General features: G+C 64.2%; 17 protein-coding genes. 9 read left to right on the top strand and 8 right to left on the bottom strand.

The window, feature by feature from the left end; genetic code table 11:
• Nucleotides 1–28 precede the first annotated feature (28 nt).
• The 4 genes from araD1 to A4R29_RS07200 are packed head-to-tail and all read right to left on the bottom strand — an operon-like array spanning nucleotide 29 to nucleotide 4,315.
• A complete protein-coding gene (gene araD1, locus A4R29_RS07185) occupies nucleotides 29–1,027 on the bottom strand; it encodes an AraD1 family protein (RefSeq protein WP_063171583.1) in 999 nt (332 codons plus the stop codon).
• A 32-nt stretch (nucleotides 1,028–1,059) separates the two neighbouring features.
• Nucleotides 1,060–1,836, bottom strand: a complete 777-nt coding sequence (locus A4R29_RS07190; RefSeq protein WP_063171584.1) for an SDR family NAD(P)-dependent oxidoreductase — start codon at nucleotides 1,834–1,836, stop codon at nucleotides 1,060–1,062.
• A gap of 11 nt (nucleotides 1,837–1,847) precedes the next feature.
• On the bottom strand, nucleotides 1,848–3,575 hold the full coding sequence (locus A4R29_RS07195; protein WP_063171585.1) for an IlvD/Edd family dehydratase: 1,728 nt from the start codon (nucleotides 3,573–3,575) through the stop codon (nucleotides 1,848–1,850).
• Complete coding sequence (locus A4R29_RS07200) at nucleotides 3,572–4,315, bottom strand: FadR/GntR family transcriptional regulator (protein WP_013532967.1); 744 nt, start codon at nucleotides 4,313–4,315, stop codon at nucleotides 3,572–3,574. Before A4R29_RS07200 ends, A4R29_RS07195 begins: the two co-directional genes overlap by 4 nt.
• A 109-nt stretch (nucleotides 4,316–4,424) precedes the next feature.
• On the opposite strand from A4R29_RS07200, the gene A4R29_RS07205 reads away from it, so the two are divergent.
• Nucleotides 4,425–5,354 carry an aldose 1-epimerase gene (locus A4R29_RS07205; protein WP_063171587.1) on the top strand — a complete coding sequence of 310 codons (930 nt, stop codon included), beginning with the start codon at nucleotides 4,425–4,427 and terminating at the stop codon, nucleotides 5,352–5,354.
• Between the two features lie 18 nt (nucleotides 5,355–5,372).
• Here A4R29_RS07205 and pcaQ read toward each other — a convergent pair whose 3' ends face one another.
• Nucleotides 5,373–6,290, bottom strand: a complete 918-nt coding sequence (pcaQ, locus tag A4R29_RS07210) for a pca operon transcription factor PcaQ (RefSeq protein ID WP_063171588.1) — start codon at nucleotides 6,288–6,290, stop codon at nucleotides 5,373–5,375.
• A 93-nt stretch (nucleotides 6,291–6,383) separates the two neighbouring features.
• Between pcaQ and pcaD the strand changes: the two genes are divergently transcribed.
• Genes pcaD through pobA form a run of 6 tightly spaced genes read left to right on the top strand, consistent with a single transcriptional unit; the run spans nucleotide 6,384 to nucleotide 11,196 of the window.
• On the top strand, nucleotides 6,384–7,193 hold the full coding sequence (pcaD, locus tag A4R29_RS07215) for a 3-oxoadipate enol-lactonase (protein WP_063171589.1): 810 nt from the start codon (nucleotides 6,384–6,386) through the stop codon (nucleotides 7,191–7,193).
• Entirely contained in the window at nucleotides 7,186–7,593 is a 408-nt protein-coding gene (gene pcaC / locus A4R29_RS07220; RefSeq protein ID WP_063171590.1) for a 4-carboxymuconolactone decarboxylase, read from the top strand. The genes pcaD and pcaC overlap by 8 nt, the downstream gene beginning before the upstream one ends.
• The gene (gene pcaH, locus A4R29_RS07225; protein ID WP_063171591.1) at nucleotides 7,583–8,338 is read left to right on the top strand and encodes a protocatechuate 3,4-dioxygenase subunit beta; all 756 of its coding nucleotides are present in this window, start codon (nucleotides 7,583–7,585) and stop codon (nucleotides 8,336–8,338) included. The genes pcaC and pcaH overlap by 11 nt, the downstream gene beginning before the upstream one ends.
• Entirely contained in the window at nucleotides 8,338–8,952 is a 615-nt protein-coding gene (gene pcaG, locus A4R29_RS07230; protein WP_013532961.1) for a protocatechuate 3,4-dioxygenase subunit alpha, read from the top strand. Before pcaH ends, pcaG begins: the two co-directional genes overlap by 1 nt.
• A gap of 19 nt (nucleotides 8,953–8,971) precedes the next feature.
• On the top strand, nucleotides 8,972–10,024 hold the full coding sequence (locus tag A4R29_RS07235; RefSeq protein ID WP_063171592.1) for a 3-carboxy-cis,cis-muconate cycloisomerase: 1,053 nt from the start codon (nucleotides 8,972–8,974) through the stop codon (nucleotides 10,022–10,024).
• Complete coding sequence (pobA, locus tag A4R29_RS07240; protein WP_063171593.1) at nucleotides 10,024–11,196, top strand: 4-hydroxybenzoate 3-monooxygenase; 1,173 nt, start codon at nucleotides 10,024–10,026, stop codon at nucleotides 11,194–11,196. Before A4R29_RS07235 ends, pobA begins: the two co-directional genes overlap by 1 nt.
• A gap of 9 nt (nucleotides 11,197–11,205) precedes the next feature.
• On the opposite strand, the gene A4R29_RS07245 is transcribed toward pobA, so the two are convergent.
• Nucleotides 11,206–11,676: an NUDIX hydrolase gene (locus A4R29_RS07245; RefSeq protein WP_063171594.1), complete on the bottom strand. Its 471-nt coding sequence runs from the start codon at nucleotides 11,674–11,676 to the stop codon at nucleotides 11,206–11,208.
• A gap of 173 nt (nucleotides 11,677–11,849) precedes the next feature.
• Between A4R29_RS07245 and A4R29_RS07250 the strand changes: the two genes are divergently transcribed.
• Nucleotides 11,850–12,383, top strand: a complete 534-nt coding sequence (locus tag A4R29_RS07250) for a sterol desaturase family protein (RefSeq protein WP_063171595.1) — start codon at nucleotides 11,850–11,852, stop codon at nucleotides 12,381–12,383.
• A 19-nt stretch (nucleotides 12,384–12,402) separates the two neighbouring features.
• On the opposite strand, the gene rsgA is transcribed toward A4R29_RS07250, so the two are convergent.
• Complete coding sequence (gene rsgA / locus A4R29_RS07255) at nucleotides 12,403–13,443, bottom strand: ribosome small subunit-dependent GTPase A (RefSeq protein WP_024502554.1); 1,041 nt, start codon at nucleotides 13,441–13,443, stop codon at nucleotides 12,403–12,405.
• A gap of 326 nt (nucleotides 13,444–13,769) precedes the next feature.
• Here rsgA and A4R29_RS07260 point away from each other — a divergent pair, with 326 nt between their 5' ends.
• The gene (locus tag A4R29_RS07260) at nucleotides 13,770–14,804 is read left to right on the top strand and encodes a LacI family DNA-binding transcriptional regulator (RefSeq protein WP_063173610.1); all 1,035 of its coding nucleotides are present in this window, start codon (nucleotides 13,770–13,772) and stop codon (nucleotides 14,802–14,804) included.
• Here the strand turns inward: A4R29_RS07260 and A4R29_RS07265 are convergent.
• Nucleotides 14,801–15,754 (bottom strand): alpha/beta hydrolase, encoded by a 954-nt coding sequence (locus A4R29_RS07265; RefSeq protein ID WP_082827543.1) that lies wholly within the window; start codon nucleotides 15,752–15,754, stop codon nucleotides 14,801–14,803. The two genes, A4R29_RS07260 and A4R29_RS07265, sit on opposite strands and share 4 nt — an antisense overlap.
• Between the last annotated feature and the right edge of the window lie 10 nt (nucleotides 15,755–15,764).

Genomic DNA, 15,764 nt, shown 5'->3' on the forward strand with positions numbered 1-15,764 from the left:
GTGGACCGTAATTTTCGGGCCTGCGCCGTCACAGCTGGGTAACAGCGACCAGTCCCTCGTCCGGCACCGACACCATCCGGTTGCGCAGTGGCTTGCCGAACGTCTGTGCCTGGATTTCATACTCGTCGCCGGAAGCCGTCTTGACGCCGGAGGCGTAGCTCATCACCGCCGCGCCGAAGAAATAGGCGTGCAGGTCGCCCGCCCTGCGGTGCATCGGGTAGCGGAAATGGAAATGTTCGAGATTGGCGATCGAGTGCGACATGTGCGCTTCACCCGACAGGAATTCCTGCTCCCAGATAACAGTGCCGTCGCGCAGGATGCGCGAATGGCCGCGCACTTCTTCGGGCAGGTCACCGATCAGCAGTTCCGGGCCGATCGAGCAGGAGCGCAGCTTGGAATGGGCGAGATAAAGGTAGTTCTCGCCCTCCGTCACGTGGTCGGAATATTCGTTTCCGAGCGCATAGCCGATGCGATAGGGATGGCCATCGGGTCCATTGACATAAAGCCCGACGATCTCGGCTTCCTCTGCACCGGCTTTCGCGAATGCCGGCATCGGCAGCGGCGCGCCGGGCGGGACAACGCAGGTGCCGACGCCCTTGAAGAACCACTCTGGCTGAATCCCGATCTTGCCGGCGCCAGGCTTGCCGCCCTCCAGCCCCATGCGGAAGATTTTCAAGGAATCGGATTCGTCGGCACCTTCGCCATGGGTCAGAACATGCATCTGGTTGCGCGCGGCGGCACTTCCGGTGTGGGTGAGGCCGGTGCCGGTGACCAGGAAGCGCGCCGGTTCGGGATGGTCGACCGGAGCGAGCACCTGGCCGTCGCGCAACAGCTGGTCGTAGTCGATCGTCGCGCTGCCGGTCCGCTTCTCGACCAGCGCTGCGATCGACGTGCCCTGGGCAATTGCCGCTTCGGCCAGCTCCAGCACGCTGCTGGTCTTCTCGAGAGGGTGCAGATGATTGCCGTCATCGCAGACACGGCCAACCCCTCTGCTGCCGTCGGCCATTCTGAATTGAACAAGACGCATGAACTAACCTTCTTCCTTTGAAACCGTACGGATCACACCCAGCCCGCATCGACGATGAACTGCTGGCTCGTGCACATGCGGCTGTCGTCGGCGGCGAGGAACAGCGCCATGCGCGCGATATCGGAGGGTTGCAGCCGGTCGGGCAGGCACTGCCTTTCCGCGATCTGGCGTTCGCCGGCCGGGTTCAACCACAGGCGAATCTGGCGCTCGGTCATCACCCAGCCCGGCACCATGCAGTTGACGCGGATGCGCTCAGGGCCAAGCTCGCGGGCCAGCGCCCGCGTCATGCCGTAAACAGCCGCTTTCGCGGTGACATAGGCTGGGCAATCTGGATCGCCGACCATCCAGGTGATGGAGCCGAAGTTGATGATCGAGCCGCCGCCCTGCGCGCTCATCTGCGGACGCACTGCCTGCGCCGCGAAAAACTGGTGGCGCAGATTGACCGCCATGCGGTCGTCCCAATAGGCAACCGTCACATCCTTGGTCTGGTGGCGGTCGTCATTGCCGGCATTGTTGCACAGCGCCTGGATGGGGCCATTGTGCTGCATTGCCTGCACGGTTGCCGCCTGCAACTCTTCGACGTTGCGCAGGTCGCAGGGAATGAACAGCGGCGCGGCATGTCCCTCGGCCGCAATCGCGTCGACCAGACGTTGGGATGGTTCTTCGGCCATGTCGACGAAGGCGACGCGGCTGCCCTGGGCGCAGAAATGGCGCACCAGGCTTTCGCCGATGCCGCTGCCGCCGCCGGTTATGAAGACGCTGCGGCCCTTGAGGCTTGGATAGATCGCGTAGCCGATTTCATCCGTCATCGCGCGCCTCTCTAGTGCGAATGCCGAGGAATGCCGGCATCGCGCCGGCCGACGAGAAAGTCGAAATCGCAGCCCTTGTCGGCCTGCAGCACGCGCTCGACATAAAGGCTCTGGTAGCCGCCCTCCGGCGACGCCGGCGGCTTCCAGTCACGCCGGCGGATGGCGAGCTCCTCTTCCGACACCAAAAGTTCCAACCGGCGGCCGGCGACGTCGAGCTCGATGAGGTCGCCGTCGCGCACCAGCGCCAGCGCGCCGCCTGCGGCTGCTTCCGGTGCCACATGCAGAACCACGGTGCCGTAGGCGGTGCCGCTCATGCGCGCGTCCGAAATGCGCACCATGTCGGAGATGCCTAGCTTGAGCAGTTTGGCCGGCAGCGGCATGTTGCCGACCTCGGCCATTCCGGGATAACCGCGCGGCCCGCAGTTCTTCAGCACCATCACCGAGGTGGCGTCGATGTCCAACTCCGGATCGTCGATGCGGGCGTAGTAATGCTCGATGTTTTCGAACACCACCGCCTTGCCGCGATGCTGCATCAGCTCGGGCGTTGCCGCGGACGGCTTGATGACCGCGCCGTCAGGCGCCAGATTGCCGCGCAGGATGGAGATGCCCCCTTCCTTGGTCAGCGGCTCGCTCATTGGGCGGATCACTTCGCTGTTGTAGTTGGGCGCGCCGTCGATCAATTCACCGATGGTCTTGGCGCTGACGGTCATGGCGTCGCGATGAAGAAGCCCCACTTCATCAAGCGACGCCATGACCGCAGCTAGCCCCCCGGCGTAGTAGAAATCTTCCATCAGGAACCGGCCCGACGGCATCAAATCGACAATAGTTGGAACGTCACGACCTAGGCGGTCCCAGTCTTCGAGGCTGAGATCGACACCGATCCGGTTGGCGATGGCGATCAGATGCAGCACCGCATTGGTCGAGCCACCGATCGCGCCGTTGACGCGAATGGCGTTGTCGAACGCTTGCCTGGTGAGGATCTGCGCGATCGTCACGTCCCTGCGCACCAGATCGACGATCTGGCGTCCGGCCATCTGGGCGAGCACGCCACGGCGCGAATCCACCGCCGGGATCGCGGCATTGTCCGGCATGCCGATGCCGAGCGCTTCGACCATGCTGGCCATGGTCGAGGCGGTGCCCATCGTCATGCAGCTGCCCGCCGATCGGCTCTGGCCCTGCTCGGCGGCGAGGAAGTCGGCAACCGGCATGCGGCCGGCTTTAACCTCCTCGGCGAATTTCCAGACATGCGTGCCCGAGCCGATATCCTGTCCGCGGAACTTGCCGTTGAGCATCGGCCCGCCGGAAACGGCGATGGTCGGCAGGTTGCACGATGCGGCACCCATCAGCAGCGCCGGTGTGGTCTTGTCGCAACCGACCAGCAGGATGACGCCATCGATCGGATTGCCGCGGATGGACTCTTCAACATCCATGCTGACCAGATTGCGAAACAGCATGGCGGTGGGGCGCATGTTGCTCTCGCCCAGCGACATCACCGGAAATTCGAGCGGCAGGCCGCCGGCTTCATAGACGCCGCGCTTGACGTGATCGGCCAGCGCCCGCAGGTGGGCATTGCACGGGGTCAATTCCGACCAGGTGTTGCAGATGCCGATCACCGGGCGGCCGTCGAAAGCGTCGGCGGGGATGCCCTGGTTCTTCATCCAGCTGCGGTGCATGAACGCGTTCTTGCCTTCGCCGCCGAACCAGGCCTCGGACCGTAGCTTGCGTTTGTTCTCGCTCACGATGCCAGCTCCCGATTCTGGCGGCGCTTGTTGCGGTTCTCGACACTGCGGCGCACGTCCTCCTCGGCATTGTCGATGAGGACCAGCAGCGCCTTTTGTGCGCCGGTCGCGTCGCCGGCGGCGATCTTTTCGGCGACTTCCCGGTGCAGCGGCAATGAGGGGCGCTGCCCTTCCGGATTGTCGTTGGAAAGACGAAAGCTCGTCACCAATGCGGTTTCGACCAGTGCCGCCAGCGAGCCGATCAGCTCATTGCCGGTCATGCGCAGTATGGTCTGGTGGAACAAAAGGTCAGGCTTGGCGAAGCGGTCGCCGTCGTCGACCACCGCCTCCATTTCGACCAGAGCTGCATTGATCTCGGCGATCTGCGCTGGCGTGGCGCGCTGGGCCGCAAGCGCTGCCGACATCGGTTCGATGGCCCTGCGCAATTCGAACAGCGCCCGGACATCGTCGGCGCTGACACCGCTGGCATAGCGCCATGACAGGACGTCCGGGTCGAGGAAATTCCAGTCGGCACGAGGACGCACCCTTGTGCCGGTCTTCGGCCGCGATTCGACCAGCCCCTTGCCCGCCAACACCTTGATCGCCTCGCGCAGCACCGTGCGGCTGACCCCCAGCATCTCGCTTGAATCGTCGGCATTGGGCAGTGCCTCGCCGGGCAGGAAATCGCCTTGAACGATGCGCAATCCGATTTGCTCGACGACGGTCGCATGCAGAGCGGTGGAGCCGCTGGAAACCGCCACCGCGACTCTCGACGTACGCGCCATACTGAAAGATTTGTTATTCTTCATACTATTCATATGATATGTCTTATAGGCATGGCGATTGGAGTCAAGGGATGGGGGTGTGCCGATGACAAAGAATTCCGCTGCCGTTACCGAGCAGCACCAAGAGCTGATCTCGATCAGCGATGGCATTGCGACCGTGGAAATCGTCCCTGCTGCCGGCGGTGCCCTGGCGTCGTATCGCTGGCGGCAAAACGGATCCGTCGTGGATTGGCTGCGCCCTGCTGACCCGGCGGCGATCGGCCGCCGCGATGCCGGCGCCATGGCCTGCTTCCCGCTGGTTCCCTATTCCAATCGCATAAGGGGCGGCCGCTTCGCATTCGCCGGCCGCACCGTCGAACTGCCGACCAACTCGGACGATCCGCACTATGAGCACGGCCATGGCTGGCGTCGATCATGGACAGTCGTGCGGCACGAAGCCAGCAGCACGGTCCTATCCTATCGCCATGCCGCCGGTTCCTGGCCGTGGAGCTATGAGGCAAGGCAGGCCATCTCGCTGATCGATGGCAGGCTGGCGATTGCCCTCTCGCTGCGCAACCTTTCGGACACGCCGATGCCGGCAGGCTTTGGCCTACATCCCTATTTTCCGTCGACGCCGTGGACACATGTCCAGGCGCGGGTGTCCGGCATGTGGGAAACCGATGCGGAAATCCTGCCCACCATCCACGTCCCGCCGCCGCCGGGCGCCAACCCGACCACGGGCTTCGACGTGTCGGAGACGGACTTCGACACGGTCTTCACCGGATGGTCGCGCCGCGCCCGGATCTCCTGGCCGGAGCATGGACGGCAACTGGACATCGAGGCCGAGGCGCCACTCGATTTCCTTGTCCTCTACACGCCGCCCGGCGAGCCGTTCTTTTGCGCCGAACCGGTCAGCAACATCACCGATGCCTTCAACCGCAGGGCTGACACGGGCATCGAGGCCGGCTGCATCGTACTGGCGCCCGGGCACATGAGGTCCGCAAGCGTTCGCTTCACGCCTTCGCGGGAGATCTGATCGCCAGTCTGAGCCGCATCAACTGCTTTGCCTCGCCGCTTCGCGGATGGTCTGCAGCAGGATGGAGAAGGCCGGCGAGGGCGCCGTGTCGGTCCGCATCGTCAGGCCGACCGGTCCTTTGGTTTCCTCGGTGTCGACCGGCAGGGCGACGAAGGCGCCACTGCCGAGTTCATTGGCGACGACGCCGGCCGAAATGATCCAAACCGCATCGCTCTGCCGCAGGAAGGCGCGGCCGAAGGAGTCCGAGACGGTTTCGATCTCGGTTGCCGGCGCCGTCATGCCGCTGGTGATGAACAGGCGGTCGACGAAAGGGCGGATGACCGATTCCCGTGTCGGCATCAGCGCCGGGAACTCGTCGAGCCGCGCGAACACGTCCTGTCCGGGCTCAAGCAGCGGATGTCGCGCCCGCACCACGAACAGCACCTGTTCGGAGTAGAGATGCTCGAAGAAGAAGCCGGTCATGTTCTCCGGCGCCGCCAACCGTCCGACGACGAGATCGAGCGCGCCGGTGCGCAACTGTTCGAGCAGCACCGCGTTCTCGCCGGTGACGATCTTGATCGCCGCACCGGTGCTCTCTTTGAGGAACAGGCTCATGGCAAGCGGCATCACCCGCGCCGACACCGTCGGCAGCGCGCCGATGCGGATCGGGTGCCGGTTGACCGATCCGTCCTGGCGGACGGAATCGACGCCTTGCTTGAGCGCCGTGATCGCCGTGGCGGCGTGGCGAAGGAAGATCTCGCCGATGCGCGTCAGTCGGATGCCGCGGCCGTCGCGCTCCACCACCGCAACCCCCAGCGCCTCTTCCAGTTCGCGCAATGTCTTGGTCACGGCCGGCGGGCTGACATGCAGCAAGTCAGCCGCTCGCGCCACGCTCCCCTGCCGCGCAACTTCCAGGAATGCCTGCAGGTGACGGAACCGAATGCGGCTCTCGGACATGGATTCGATAACCCCTGAGTTAATGAAACGCCAAAAAATATCATTTTACCGAACCAAACGCCTTGTGCAATGTGAGGGCGGAGGATCGAAACCGTGCCATTCGTCACCATCTGCGGCATCACGCTGCACCATCGCCACATCAAGGCGACCGGCAATGCGCGCCCAATCATATTCATCAATTCGCTCGGCACCGACTTCCGGATCTGGGACGAAATTGTCTCGACGTTCGATGGTGAAATGCCGCTGCTGGTGTATGACAAGCGCGGCCACGGACTGTCCGACATCGGCGACATCAGGTCGATCGACGATCACGTCGATGACCTCTCGGCGCTCATCGATCATTTCGGCTTGAGCAAGGTCGTGCTGTGCGGCCTGTCGGTCGGCGGCATGATCGCGCAGGGGCTCTATGCCAGGCGGCCTGAAATCGTCGAAGGCCTGATCCTTTGCGATACGGCACACAAGATCGGCACGACAGACAGCTGGAACACACGCATCGCGACCGTCGAAAGCAAGGGCATCCAGGCGATTGCCGATGGCGTGCTCAAACTATGGTTCACCCCCGCCTTCCACGCGGCGCGTCAGGCCGAGCTCGACGGTTACTGGAACATGATGACGAGGCAAGCGCTTGCAGGTTACGTCGGGACTTGCGCGGCCGTTCGCGATGCCGATTTCACCGATGCTGCACGCCGCATTGCGGTGCCGACGCTCTGCGTCGCCGGCGACCAGGATGGCTCGACACCTCCCGATCTCGTCCGCTCGCTGGCCGCGCTGATCCCCGGCGCGCGCTTCGAAATCATCCGCGACGCTGGACACATTCCTTGCGTCGAACAGCCTGAAGCGCTCACCGCCCTGATCCGCGGTTTTATCGCGTCGCTTGCCCCTGGAGCAGAAACCCATGGATGAAGTCCCCGGCGATGCAGCCAGATATCGCACCGGCCTCGCGGTGCGGCGCTCGGTGCTTGGCGACCGCCATGTCGAGCGCGCCGAGGTCGCCGCCACCGATTTCGACCAGCCTTTCCAGGAGCTGATCACCGAGGCCGCCTGGGGAACCGTGTGGGCGCGGCCGGGCTTGACCAGGCGTGAGCGTTCGATCGTCACGCTGGCGCTGCTGGCCGCACTCGGCCATGATGAGGAGGTTGCTATGCATGTGCGCGCCACCGTCAACACCGGCGCCTCGCGCGACGATATCTGCGAGGCGTTCCTGCATGTCGCCATCTATGCCGGCGTGCCGGCCGCCAACCGTGCCTTCAAAATTGCCAAGGACGTGTTTTCGGAAATGGACGGAAGCCAGAATGACCGCTGAGTCCGGCTCGAACCGGAGGCCCGAGACCGGCGCCTTCTTCCAGCGCGACCGGACCTGGCATCCGCCTGTTCTGACACCGAATTACAAGACCTCCGTGCTGCGCTCGCCGCAGAAGGCGCCGCTGCCGTTCGACAACACGCTGTCGGAGATTGCAGGCCCGGTCTTCGGTCACGCCATGCTCGGCAAACTCGACGCCGACCTGATCCACAATTTCGCCAGGCCCGGCGAGAGCGCGCTCGGCGAGCGCATCATCGTCCATGGCCGGGTGCTCGATGAACGCGGCGTTGGCGTACCCGGCGCGCTGCTCGAATTCTGGCAGGCCAATGCCGGCGGCCGCTACCGCCACAAGAAGGACGGCTATCTGGCGCCGCTCGACCCGAACTTTGGCGGCTGCGGGCGCGCCATAACAGGCGAGGATGGCGGCTACGCCTTTCGCACCGTCAAGCCCGGCCCCTATCCCTGGCCGAACGGGCCGAACGACTGGCGGCCCTCGCACATCCATTTCTCGGTCTTCGGCCACGGCTTTGCGCAGCGGCTGATCACGCAGATGTATTTCGAGGGTGATCCGCTGATCTGGCACTGCCCGATCGTGCGCGGCATCCCCGACAAGGCCGCCGTCGAAACGCTGATCGCCACGCTCGACATGCAGGCGACGATCCCCTTCGACGTGCGCGCCTACAAGTTCGACATCGTGCTGCGCGGGCGCCGCGCGTCGCTGTTCGAAAACAGGCTGGAGGGCAATTGATGGCCCAGTCGCTCGACCGGCTCAGGGAAAGCCCCTCGCAGACCGCCGGACCTTATGTCCATATCGGGCTGACGCCCAATTTCTGCGGCATCGGCGGCGTCTATGCGACCGACCTTGGTGCGACCATGGTCAACGACAAGACCAAGGGGGAGCGCATCGGCCTGCGCATCCGGGTGCTCGACGGTACCGGCACGCCGCTCAAGGATGCGCTGATCGAGATCTGGCAGGCAGATGCGGATGGGCTCTACAATTCGCCGGCTGAACTGCGCGGCGCGGCCGATCCGAACTTTTTCGGCTGGGGCCGTTGCCCGACCGACATGGACACCGGTCTGTGCACGTTCGAGACGATCAAGCCGGGCCGCGTGCCGTTCAGGGACGGAAGCCTGATGGCCCCGCACATCACCCTCTGGATCGTCGCGCGCGGTATCAATCTCGGCCTGCACACACGGCTGTATTTTTCCGATGAGGAAAAGGCCAATGCCGGGGATGCGATCCTGGCGCGCATCGAGCACCGCGTCCGCGTGCCGACGCTGATCGCCGAGCGCAACGGCGATATTTATGTTTTCGACATCCATCTCCAGGGGGAGAAGGAAACGGTCTTCTTCGACAGCTGATGGTCAGGAGGAGCAGGATATGACCGTATCGCCCTTCGACCATCCACTGCTCTCCGCTCTTCTCGGCGACGAGGAGGCGAACCGGCATTTTTCCGTCGAGGCGGAAATCGAGGCGATGCTTGCCTTCGAGCGGGCGCTGGCGCAAGCGGAAGCTGAAAACGGGATTATCACCAAGGATGATGCCGCCGCGATCGTGGCCGCACTTGCCACATTCCGGCCCGACACCGCCTTGCTGCGGGCTGCCGTCGCCAAAGACGGCGTCATTGTGCCGGAACTGGTACGCCAGATCAGGGCGGCGGTCGGCGAACCGCATGGCGATAAAGTGCATCTCGGCGCAACCAGCCAGGATGTCATCGATACCGGCCTGGTGTTTCGGCTGAAGTCCATCGTCGAGCATCTCGGCCTGCTCCTGACCGAGACCATTATACGGCTCGTCTCGCTCGAAGAGCGGTTTGGCGGCAGGGCGCTGACGGGAATGACGCGCATGCAGCCAGCCATTCCGATCAAAGCGGCCGACCGCGTCAGGACGTGGCGGGCGCCACTGCAACGGCATCAGGAAAGATTGTCGGAACAGTCGAGGCGTCTGCTGGTGGTGCAGTTCGGCGGTGCCGCCGGCACGCTGGAAAAGCTAGGCGACAAAGGTCCGGCGGTGCGCGCAGCACTGGCCGCAAAGCTCGGCCTTGGCGACGCACCGCATTGGCAGAACCAGCGTGACGCACTCGCCGATTTCGCCGGCCTGATGTCGCTGCTATCAGGCAGCCTCGGCAAATTCGGCCAGGACATCGCGCTGATGGCGCAAGGTGGAACCGAGATCGAGCTTTCCGGCGGCGGCGGCTCTTCGGCCATGCCGCACAAGCAGAACCCGGTGAAGGCCGAAGCGCTGGTGGCGCTTGCCCGCTTCAACGCCACGCAGCTTGCGGGCATGCATCACGCGCTCGTGCATGAGCAGGAGCGCTCGGGCGCTGCCTGGACGCTGGAATGGCTATTGCTGCCGCAAATGGTCATCGCGACGGCCGCGTCGCTCCGCCTTGCCGCTGAGCTGGCCGCACAGGTCGAAAGTCTCGGCCACTGATGCGCACGCAAATCGTCATCGTCGGGTCCGGACCGTCCGGCCTGCTGCTTGGGCAGCTTCTGGCCGGCATCGGCGTCGAGACGGTCATTCTGGAACGCGCGAGCCGCGAGCACGTGCTTGGCCGAGTGCGGGCAGGGGTGCTCGAACAGGGCACCGTCGAATTGCTGGAACAGGCCGGCGCGGCGGCAAGGCTGCACGCGGAAGGACTGCCGCATTCCGGCATCTCGCTCGCCTTCGACGGACGCCTGCACCGCATCGACCTCGAGGCACTGACCGGCGGCAGGCATGTCACCGTCTATGGCCAGACCGAGGTGACGCACGATTTGATGGACAAGCGCGATGCGGAGGGACTGACCACGATCTACGAGGCGGCAAATGTCGCGTTGCACGATTTCGACGGCGCCGCACCTTTCGCGACCTATGACAAGGACGGGGTCACGCATCGCATCGATTGCGACTTCATTGCCGGCTGTGACGGCTATCACGGCGTCAGCCGCAAATCGGTGCCCGAGCGTGCGCTGAAAATCTTCGAGCGGCAGTATCCGTTCGGCTGGCTCGGCGTGCTGGCCGAAGTGCCGCCGGCCGATCACGAACTGGTCTACGCCAATCATGAAAGGGGGTTTGCCCTGTGCTCGATGCGCTCGACGCACCGCAGCCGTTACTATGTGCAGTGCCCCGAGGGCGACCGTGTCGAGGCATGGTCGGATGAGCGCTTCTGGGACGAGCTGCGCCGCCGCTTGCCCGAGCAGACGGCGGCAAGCGTCGTCACCGGCCCATCCTTCGAGAAATCGATCGCGCCACTGCGCTCCTTCGTTGCCGAGCCGATGCGCTTCGGCCGGCTGTTCCTGGTCGGCGACGCCGCCCACATCGTGCCGCCGACCGGCGCCAAGGGTCTGAACCTCGCTGCCAGCGACGTGCGCTATCTCTTCTCGGGTTTGTGCGACTTCTATCGCGACAAATCCGCGGCTGGCATCGACTGCTATTCGCAAAAGGCGCTGGCGCGGGTCTGGAAGGCGGTTCGCTTTTCCTGGTGGATGACGACGATGCTGCATTGTTTTCCCGACACCGGCGAGTTCGGCCAGCGCATCCAGGAGGCCGAGCTCGACTATCTCGTGCAGTCGCGTGCCGCATCGACCGCGCTCGCGGAAAACTATGTCGGCCTGCCCTATTGAGGCTGCGGATCATCCGGCGCCTTGCTGCCTGGCAAAATCCAAAAGCATCGGGCGCTGCCCCTTGAGGATTTTCACCTCGGCCTCGGGCAAGGTGAACCAGCCCGCTCTGTCGACCTCCGGGAACTCCTTCAGGGATCCTGACCTTGGCGGCCATTCCATGGTGAAAATGTTGCTCTTGATGGCAGCCACATCGATGTCGATGCGCGCCTCGACGGACCAGGCCGTGACAACCTTGCCACCGGGTTGTTTGTAGTCGCCAAGCCGCGCGAAGGTGCCGTCGACCCTGACGCCGAGCTCTTCCTCGGTCTCGCGTTGCGCTGCCGTCAACTCATCCTCGTCCTCGCCGACGAGACCCTTCGGTATCGACCAGGCGCCATCGTCCTTCTTCGCCCAGAACGGCCCGCCCGGGTGAACCAGCAACACCCTGAGATCGCCATCGCTGCGGCGATAGATCAGCAATCCCGCACTGCGTTTTGCCATTTTTGTACGTCCATTTGCGAAGCCGGCAGCCTGCTGATGGTCCTTGAATCGTTGATGCGAACCTTGCACTAGGGGATTGCGACGCTATGTCAGGCGCGTCTGCATTGCACCTCGGTCGCGAGTCCGGCAATCTGATACCATCGCTTATTTGGCGGCTCGAAGGCTAGGTGACGATGCAACTCGGTCTTATTGGCTACTATAGCGACTTCGTGGTGTATCCGCTGGTGATCGCCGTGCTGGCAGTGGCCGGGCTGCTCGAGGCTGGCGAAGAGAGTGCGCCAGGCTGGATCGGCACTGTCCTCGCCTGTCTCGGCCTCTGGACGCTGATCGAGTATGTGCTGCACAGGTTCGCTCTTCACCATATTCCTTACGTCAAGGACCTGCACGACCGTCACCATGTCGAGGAACGCAGTTCTGTGGGCACGCCAACCTGGCTCAGTCTCGGCGTGCATGCGCTGGTCGCGTTTGTGCCCGTTTGGGGGGTCTCAGATTTCGCCACGGCGAGCGCGGTGAGCTGCGGGTTGATGCTGGGATATCTGTGGTACATCAGCATCCACCACATGATCCATCACTGGCACCCGGCGCATCCGAGCTATCTCTACACGCTCAAGCGCCGTCATGCGGTGCATCACCACATCGACGAAACGGCCAATTTCGGTGTGACTTCGGCATTCTGGGATCGCGTTTTCGGCACGGCGCAGCTCTGAAGTCCTCAGTCCTCGCCGTTCAGCGCCTCTTTCCGCGACCCCCGGAAGTCTTGGCTCCGCGAGGCCCGCTCTGGACCGGCGTGTTGTTCTGGTTCTCGTCGGACAGTTTTCGCCAGCGGGCAAGGCGCTCCGGGTCGAGCGTCCCCGCCTTCAAGGCAGCCTGAACCGCGCAACCCGGCTCGTGCACATGCGTGCAGTCGCGGAACTTGCAGAGCGGTGCAAGCTCGGTGATTTCGGCAAACAGCGTGTCGATGCCGTAGCCGACATCGCTGACCTGCAGCGTCCGCATGCCCGGCGTGTCGATCACCCAGCCACCGCCGGCGATGGAATGCAGCGATCGCGACGTGGTGGTGTGGCGTCCCTTGGAATCGTGCTCGCGGATGCCCCCGGTCTGTTGCGGCGATTGCTGCGCCGATCCGGCCAGCGTGTTGACCAGCGTCGATTTGCCGACGCCGGAGGAGCCGATCAGCGCCACCGTCTGGCCGACACCGCACCAGGCAGCCAGGACGGTTGCCGCATCCGATGTGCGGGGGTTCAGCATCACCACCGGCAATCCACGCTGCAACGCCGCAGCTTGCTTCTGGTAGGTCTCGGCGTCTTCAGCGGTATCGGCCTTGGTCAGCAGGATCACCGGCGTCGTTCCGGCCTCGTTGGCCAGCGCCAGATAGCGCTCGAGCCGGGCGGGATTGAAGTCGGCATTGCACGAGGTGACGATGAACAGCGTATCGACATTGGCCGCGGCAAGCTGCGGCACCCTGCCGCCGCCCTGGGTGCGGCGTTCCAGCACCGTCTTGCGGGTCAGGCGGCGCTTCACAAGGTGTTCATGCCCATCGACCAGCACCCAGTCGCCGACGGCATAGTCACCGGTGTTCGCCTGCGCCGCCAGCGTCAGATCGACCGGCCCTGCCTGGGACAGGCCGGTCAGGCGATCGCGGTGGACGGTGGCGATCCGCGTCGGGACAAGATTGGCTTCGCCGGGCTCGAGCTGGTCGCCGAAAAATTCGGTCCAGCCCAGGCTGGCGAGCGATGGCGTGGAGTGATCCGTCACGGCTTTGACCACGGCGTCACGGACATTGGACGGTATCCCTGGCAGGGGGGCGAACGGGGTGGGGTGATTTCCAAGCCGTGTATGGGCGGCATGGCGACATTTGGCAAGCAGGCCCGTAGCCGAGGGCTGAGCGGCAAGCTTCTGCAGCCTATCCTCGTCGAACTGACGCCATCAGGTTTAAAGCGTTAACAAATAATTTGACGTACGCAATCTTTTTGCATTCTAATGGGAACTGTGAAAATTGACTGAATAAGTTCCGTCGAGCATTGTCGCATCCGGTCAACGGCCGCATGACTGTGGGCGGGGCCGATCGTTGGCAGGGGATCAGGAATATATCGATGGCGGAGAAGACGCACCGCACGATGGACGACTTCGCCCAGGCATGCGGCGTGTCGCGCCCGACGCTGTCCAAATATTTCGACGATCCGGCGAGCGTGAAGCCGGCGACGCGGGCGCGCATCGAAGCCGCCCTGCGTTCCTCGGACTATCAGCCGAACCTTTTCGCCCGCAATCTCAACCGCAAGCGCACCCGCAACATCGGCATCGTCGTGCCGACGATCACCGATCCTTTCTACGCCGAGATGGTCAGCCGCATCGAATTTCGTTGCCGCGACGAAGGCTACTGGCCGATCGTCATTTCCTCGCATGGCTCGCCGAAGCTGGAGGCGGAGTCGGTCAGGACGCTGCTGTCGCTGAAGGTGGCCGGCGCGATCATCGCCCCGCTCGGCCTTGCCTCCGACCGCAGCGTCTTCGACAAGCTCGGGCAGGACATTCCGATCGTCTATTTCGACACCTATATCGAGGGCGATACGCCGTTCGTCGGCAACGACAACCGGCAGAGCGTGTCGACCATCGTCGACTATCTCTGTCGCTCGGGCGAACCGCCGGTCTATCTCGACATTCCGCATGTCAACCACAACTCCGGCGAACGCCAGGAGAGCTACATCGTCGCGATGGAGACCGCCGGCTTCAAGCCGGCCGTCATCGAGGCCGCGCGCGATTACACCTGGGACTTCGAACGCATCGGCTACGAGCAGACGGAAAAAATGCTGGAGGCCGGGACCTTGCCCGGCCGCACCATCCTGTGCGCCAACGATCGTCTCGCCTTTGGCGTAATGGCGGCCGCGTACTCGCGCGGCCTGAAGGTCGGCCGCAGGCCCGATTGCGATCTGCGCGTTGCCGCCCACGACGACCATCCGCTGAGCCGCTACACCTGTCCGGCGCTGACCACCATGGCGCAGGATTTCACCGCCATGGCCGGCCGCAGCGTCGAGATCCTGCTGGCCCTGCTGGACGAGGCCGATCCGCCGAAGCAGGGCATGGCGCGCACCGTCAAGCTCGGTGCCACCCTGGTGATGCGTCAGTCGGCCTAACCGGTCGACGTCGATCCCTCGAAGTGGCGCCAGGCCGTCACCCCCTCGACCACCGCTTGCCGGGCGGCGGGAATATGGCGTCCCATCGAGACGAAGCCATGGATCTGGCCCGGCCATTGCCGCAGGATCACAGGCACGCCCGCGGCCTGCAGGCGCGCCGCATAGGCTGCCCCTTCGTCGGCCAGGATGTCACAGCCGGCAAGCGCCACGAATGCTGGCGCGACGCCGGCAAGATCAGGCGCCAGCAAGGGCGAGACGCGCCAGTCCATGATATCGTCGGGCGTTCGCACATAATGGTCGCGGAACCATGCCATGGTCGTCGCGGTAAGGCCGAAGCCGTCGCCGAAACGCCGGTAGCTGTCCGATGTCTGCCGCGCGTCGGTGTTGGGATAGATCAGGATCTGGGTCGCAAGTGGTGGAGCGAGCCCATCGCGTGCGAGCAGCGCCAGCACTGCGGCAAGATTGCCGCCGGCGCTGTCGCCGGCAACACCAATGCGCACCTTGTCGATGCCCAGGTCGACGGCATTCTCAGCCATGAAGCGAAGTGTCGCCAGGCAATCCTCGAGCCCGGCGGGAAATTTGTGCTCCGGGGCCAGGCGATAGTCGGGGCAGACAATGACGGCGTTGCCGAGATTGGCCATCAGGCGGCAGATCTCGTCATGTGAATCGAGATTGCCGATGACCCAGCCGCCGCCATGCAGATAGAGCAGCGCCGGCGCCCCGCTCGGCAGTGCGTCGATGCCGCGATGGATGCGGACAGTGATGGGGCCGTTCGGCCCGTCGATCTGCTGTTCAAAGGTCGTCGCGACCGGCTCATGCTCACCTTGCAGCGTCGGGAACGAGGCGTTGTAGGCAGCTCGCGCCGCCGCCACGCTGCCGGTCTCGAATGGCTTGCCGCCGGCTGCACGAGCCATGTCGAGGACGCGCAGCGCATCCGGATCGAGCGTCATGATCATACCC

Source organism: Mesorhizobium ciceri biovar biserrulae, assembly GCF_001618845.1.
Lineage (GTDB): Bacteria > Pseudomonadota > Alphaproteobacteria > Rhizobiales > Rhizobiaceae > Mesorhizobium > Mesorhizobium ciceri.

Coding starts and splice junctions, on each gene's coding strand:
- A4R29_RS07260 (WP_063173610.1), top strand. CDS start 13,770: ATGGCGGAGAAGACGCACCGCACGATGGACGACTTCGCCCAGGCATGC.
- pcaC (WP_063171590.1), top strand. CDS start 7,186: ATGGATGAAGTCCCCGGCGATGCAGCCAGATATCGCACCGGCCTCGCG.
- A4R29_RS07205 (WP_063171587.1), top strand. CDS start 4,425: ATGACAAAGAATTCCGCTGCCGTTACCGAGCAGCACCAAGAGCTGATC.
- A4R29_RS07190 (WP_063171584.1), bottom strand. CDS start 1,836: ATGACGGATGAAATCGGCTACGCGATCTATCCAAGCCTCAAGGGCCGC.
- A4R29_RS07265 (WP_082827543.1), bottom strand. CDS start 15,754: ATGACGCTCGATCCGGATGCGCTGCGCGTCCTCGACATGGCTCGTGCA.
- pobA (WP_063171593.1), top strand. CDS start 10,024: ATGCGCACGCAAATCGTCATCGTCGGGTCCGGACCGTCCGGCCTGCTG.
- pcaG (WP_013532961.1), top strand. CDS start 8,338: ATGGCCCAGTCGCTCGACCGGCTCAGGGAAAGCCCCTCGCAGACCGCC.
- A4R29_RS07235 (WP_063171592.1), top strand. CDS start 8,972: ATGACCGTATCGCCCTTCGACCATCCACTGCTCTCCGCTCTTCTCGGC.
- araD1 (WP_063171583.1), bottom strand. CDS start 1,027: ATGCGTCTTGTTCAATTCAGAATGGCCGACGGCAGCAGAGGGGTTGGC.
- pcaH (WP_063171591.1), top strand. CDS start 7,583: ATGACCGCTGAGTCCGGCTCGAACCGGAGGCCCGAGACCGGCGCCTTC.
- A4R29_RS07250 (WP_063171595.1), top strand. CDS start 11,850: ATGCAACTCGGTCTTATTGGCTACTATAGCGACTTCGTGGTGTATCCG.
- pcaQ (WP_063171588.1), bottom strand. CDS start 6,290: ATGTCCGAGAGCCGCATTCGGTTCCGTCACCTGCAGGCATTCCTGGAA.
- A4R29_RS07245 (WP_063171594.1), bottom strand. CDS start 11,676: ATGGCAAAACGCAGTGCGGGATTGCTGATCTATCGCCGCAGCGATGGC.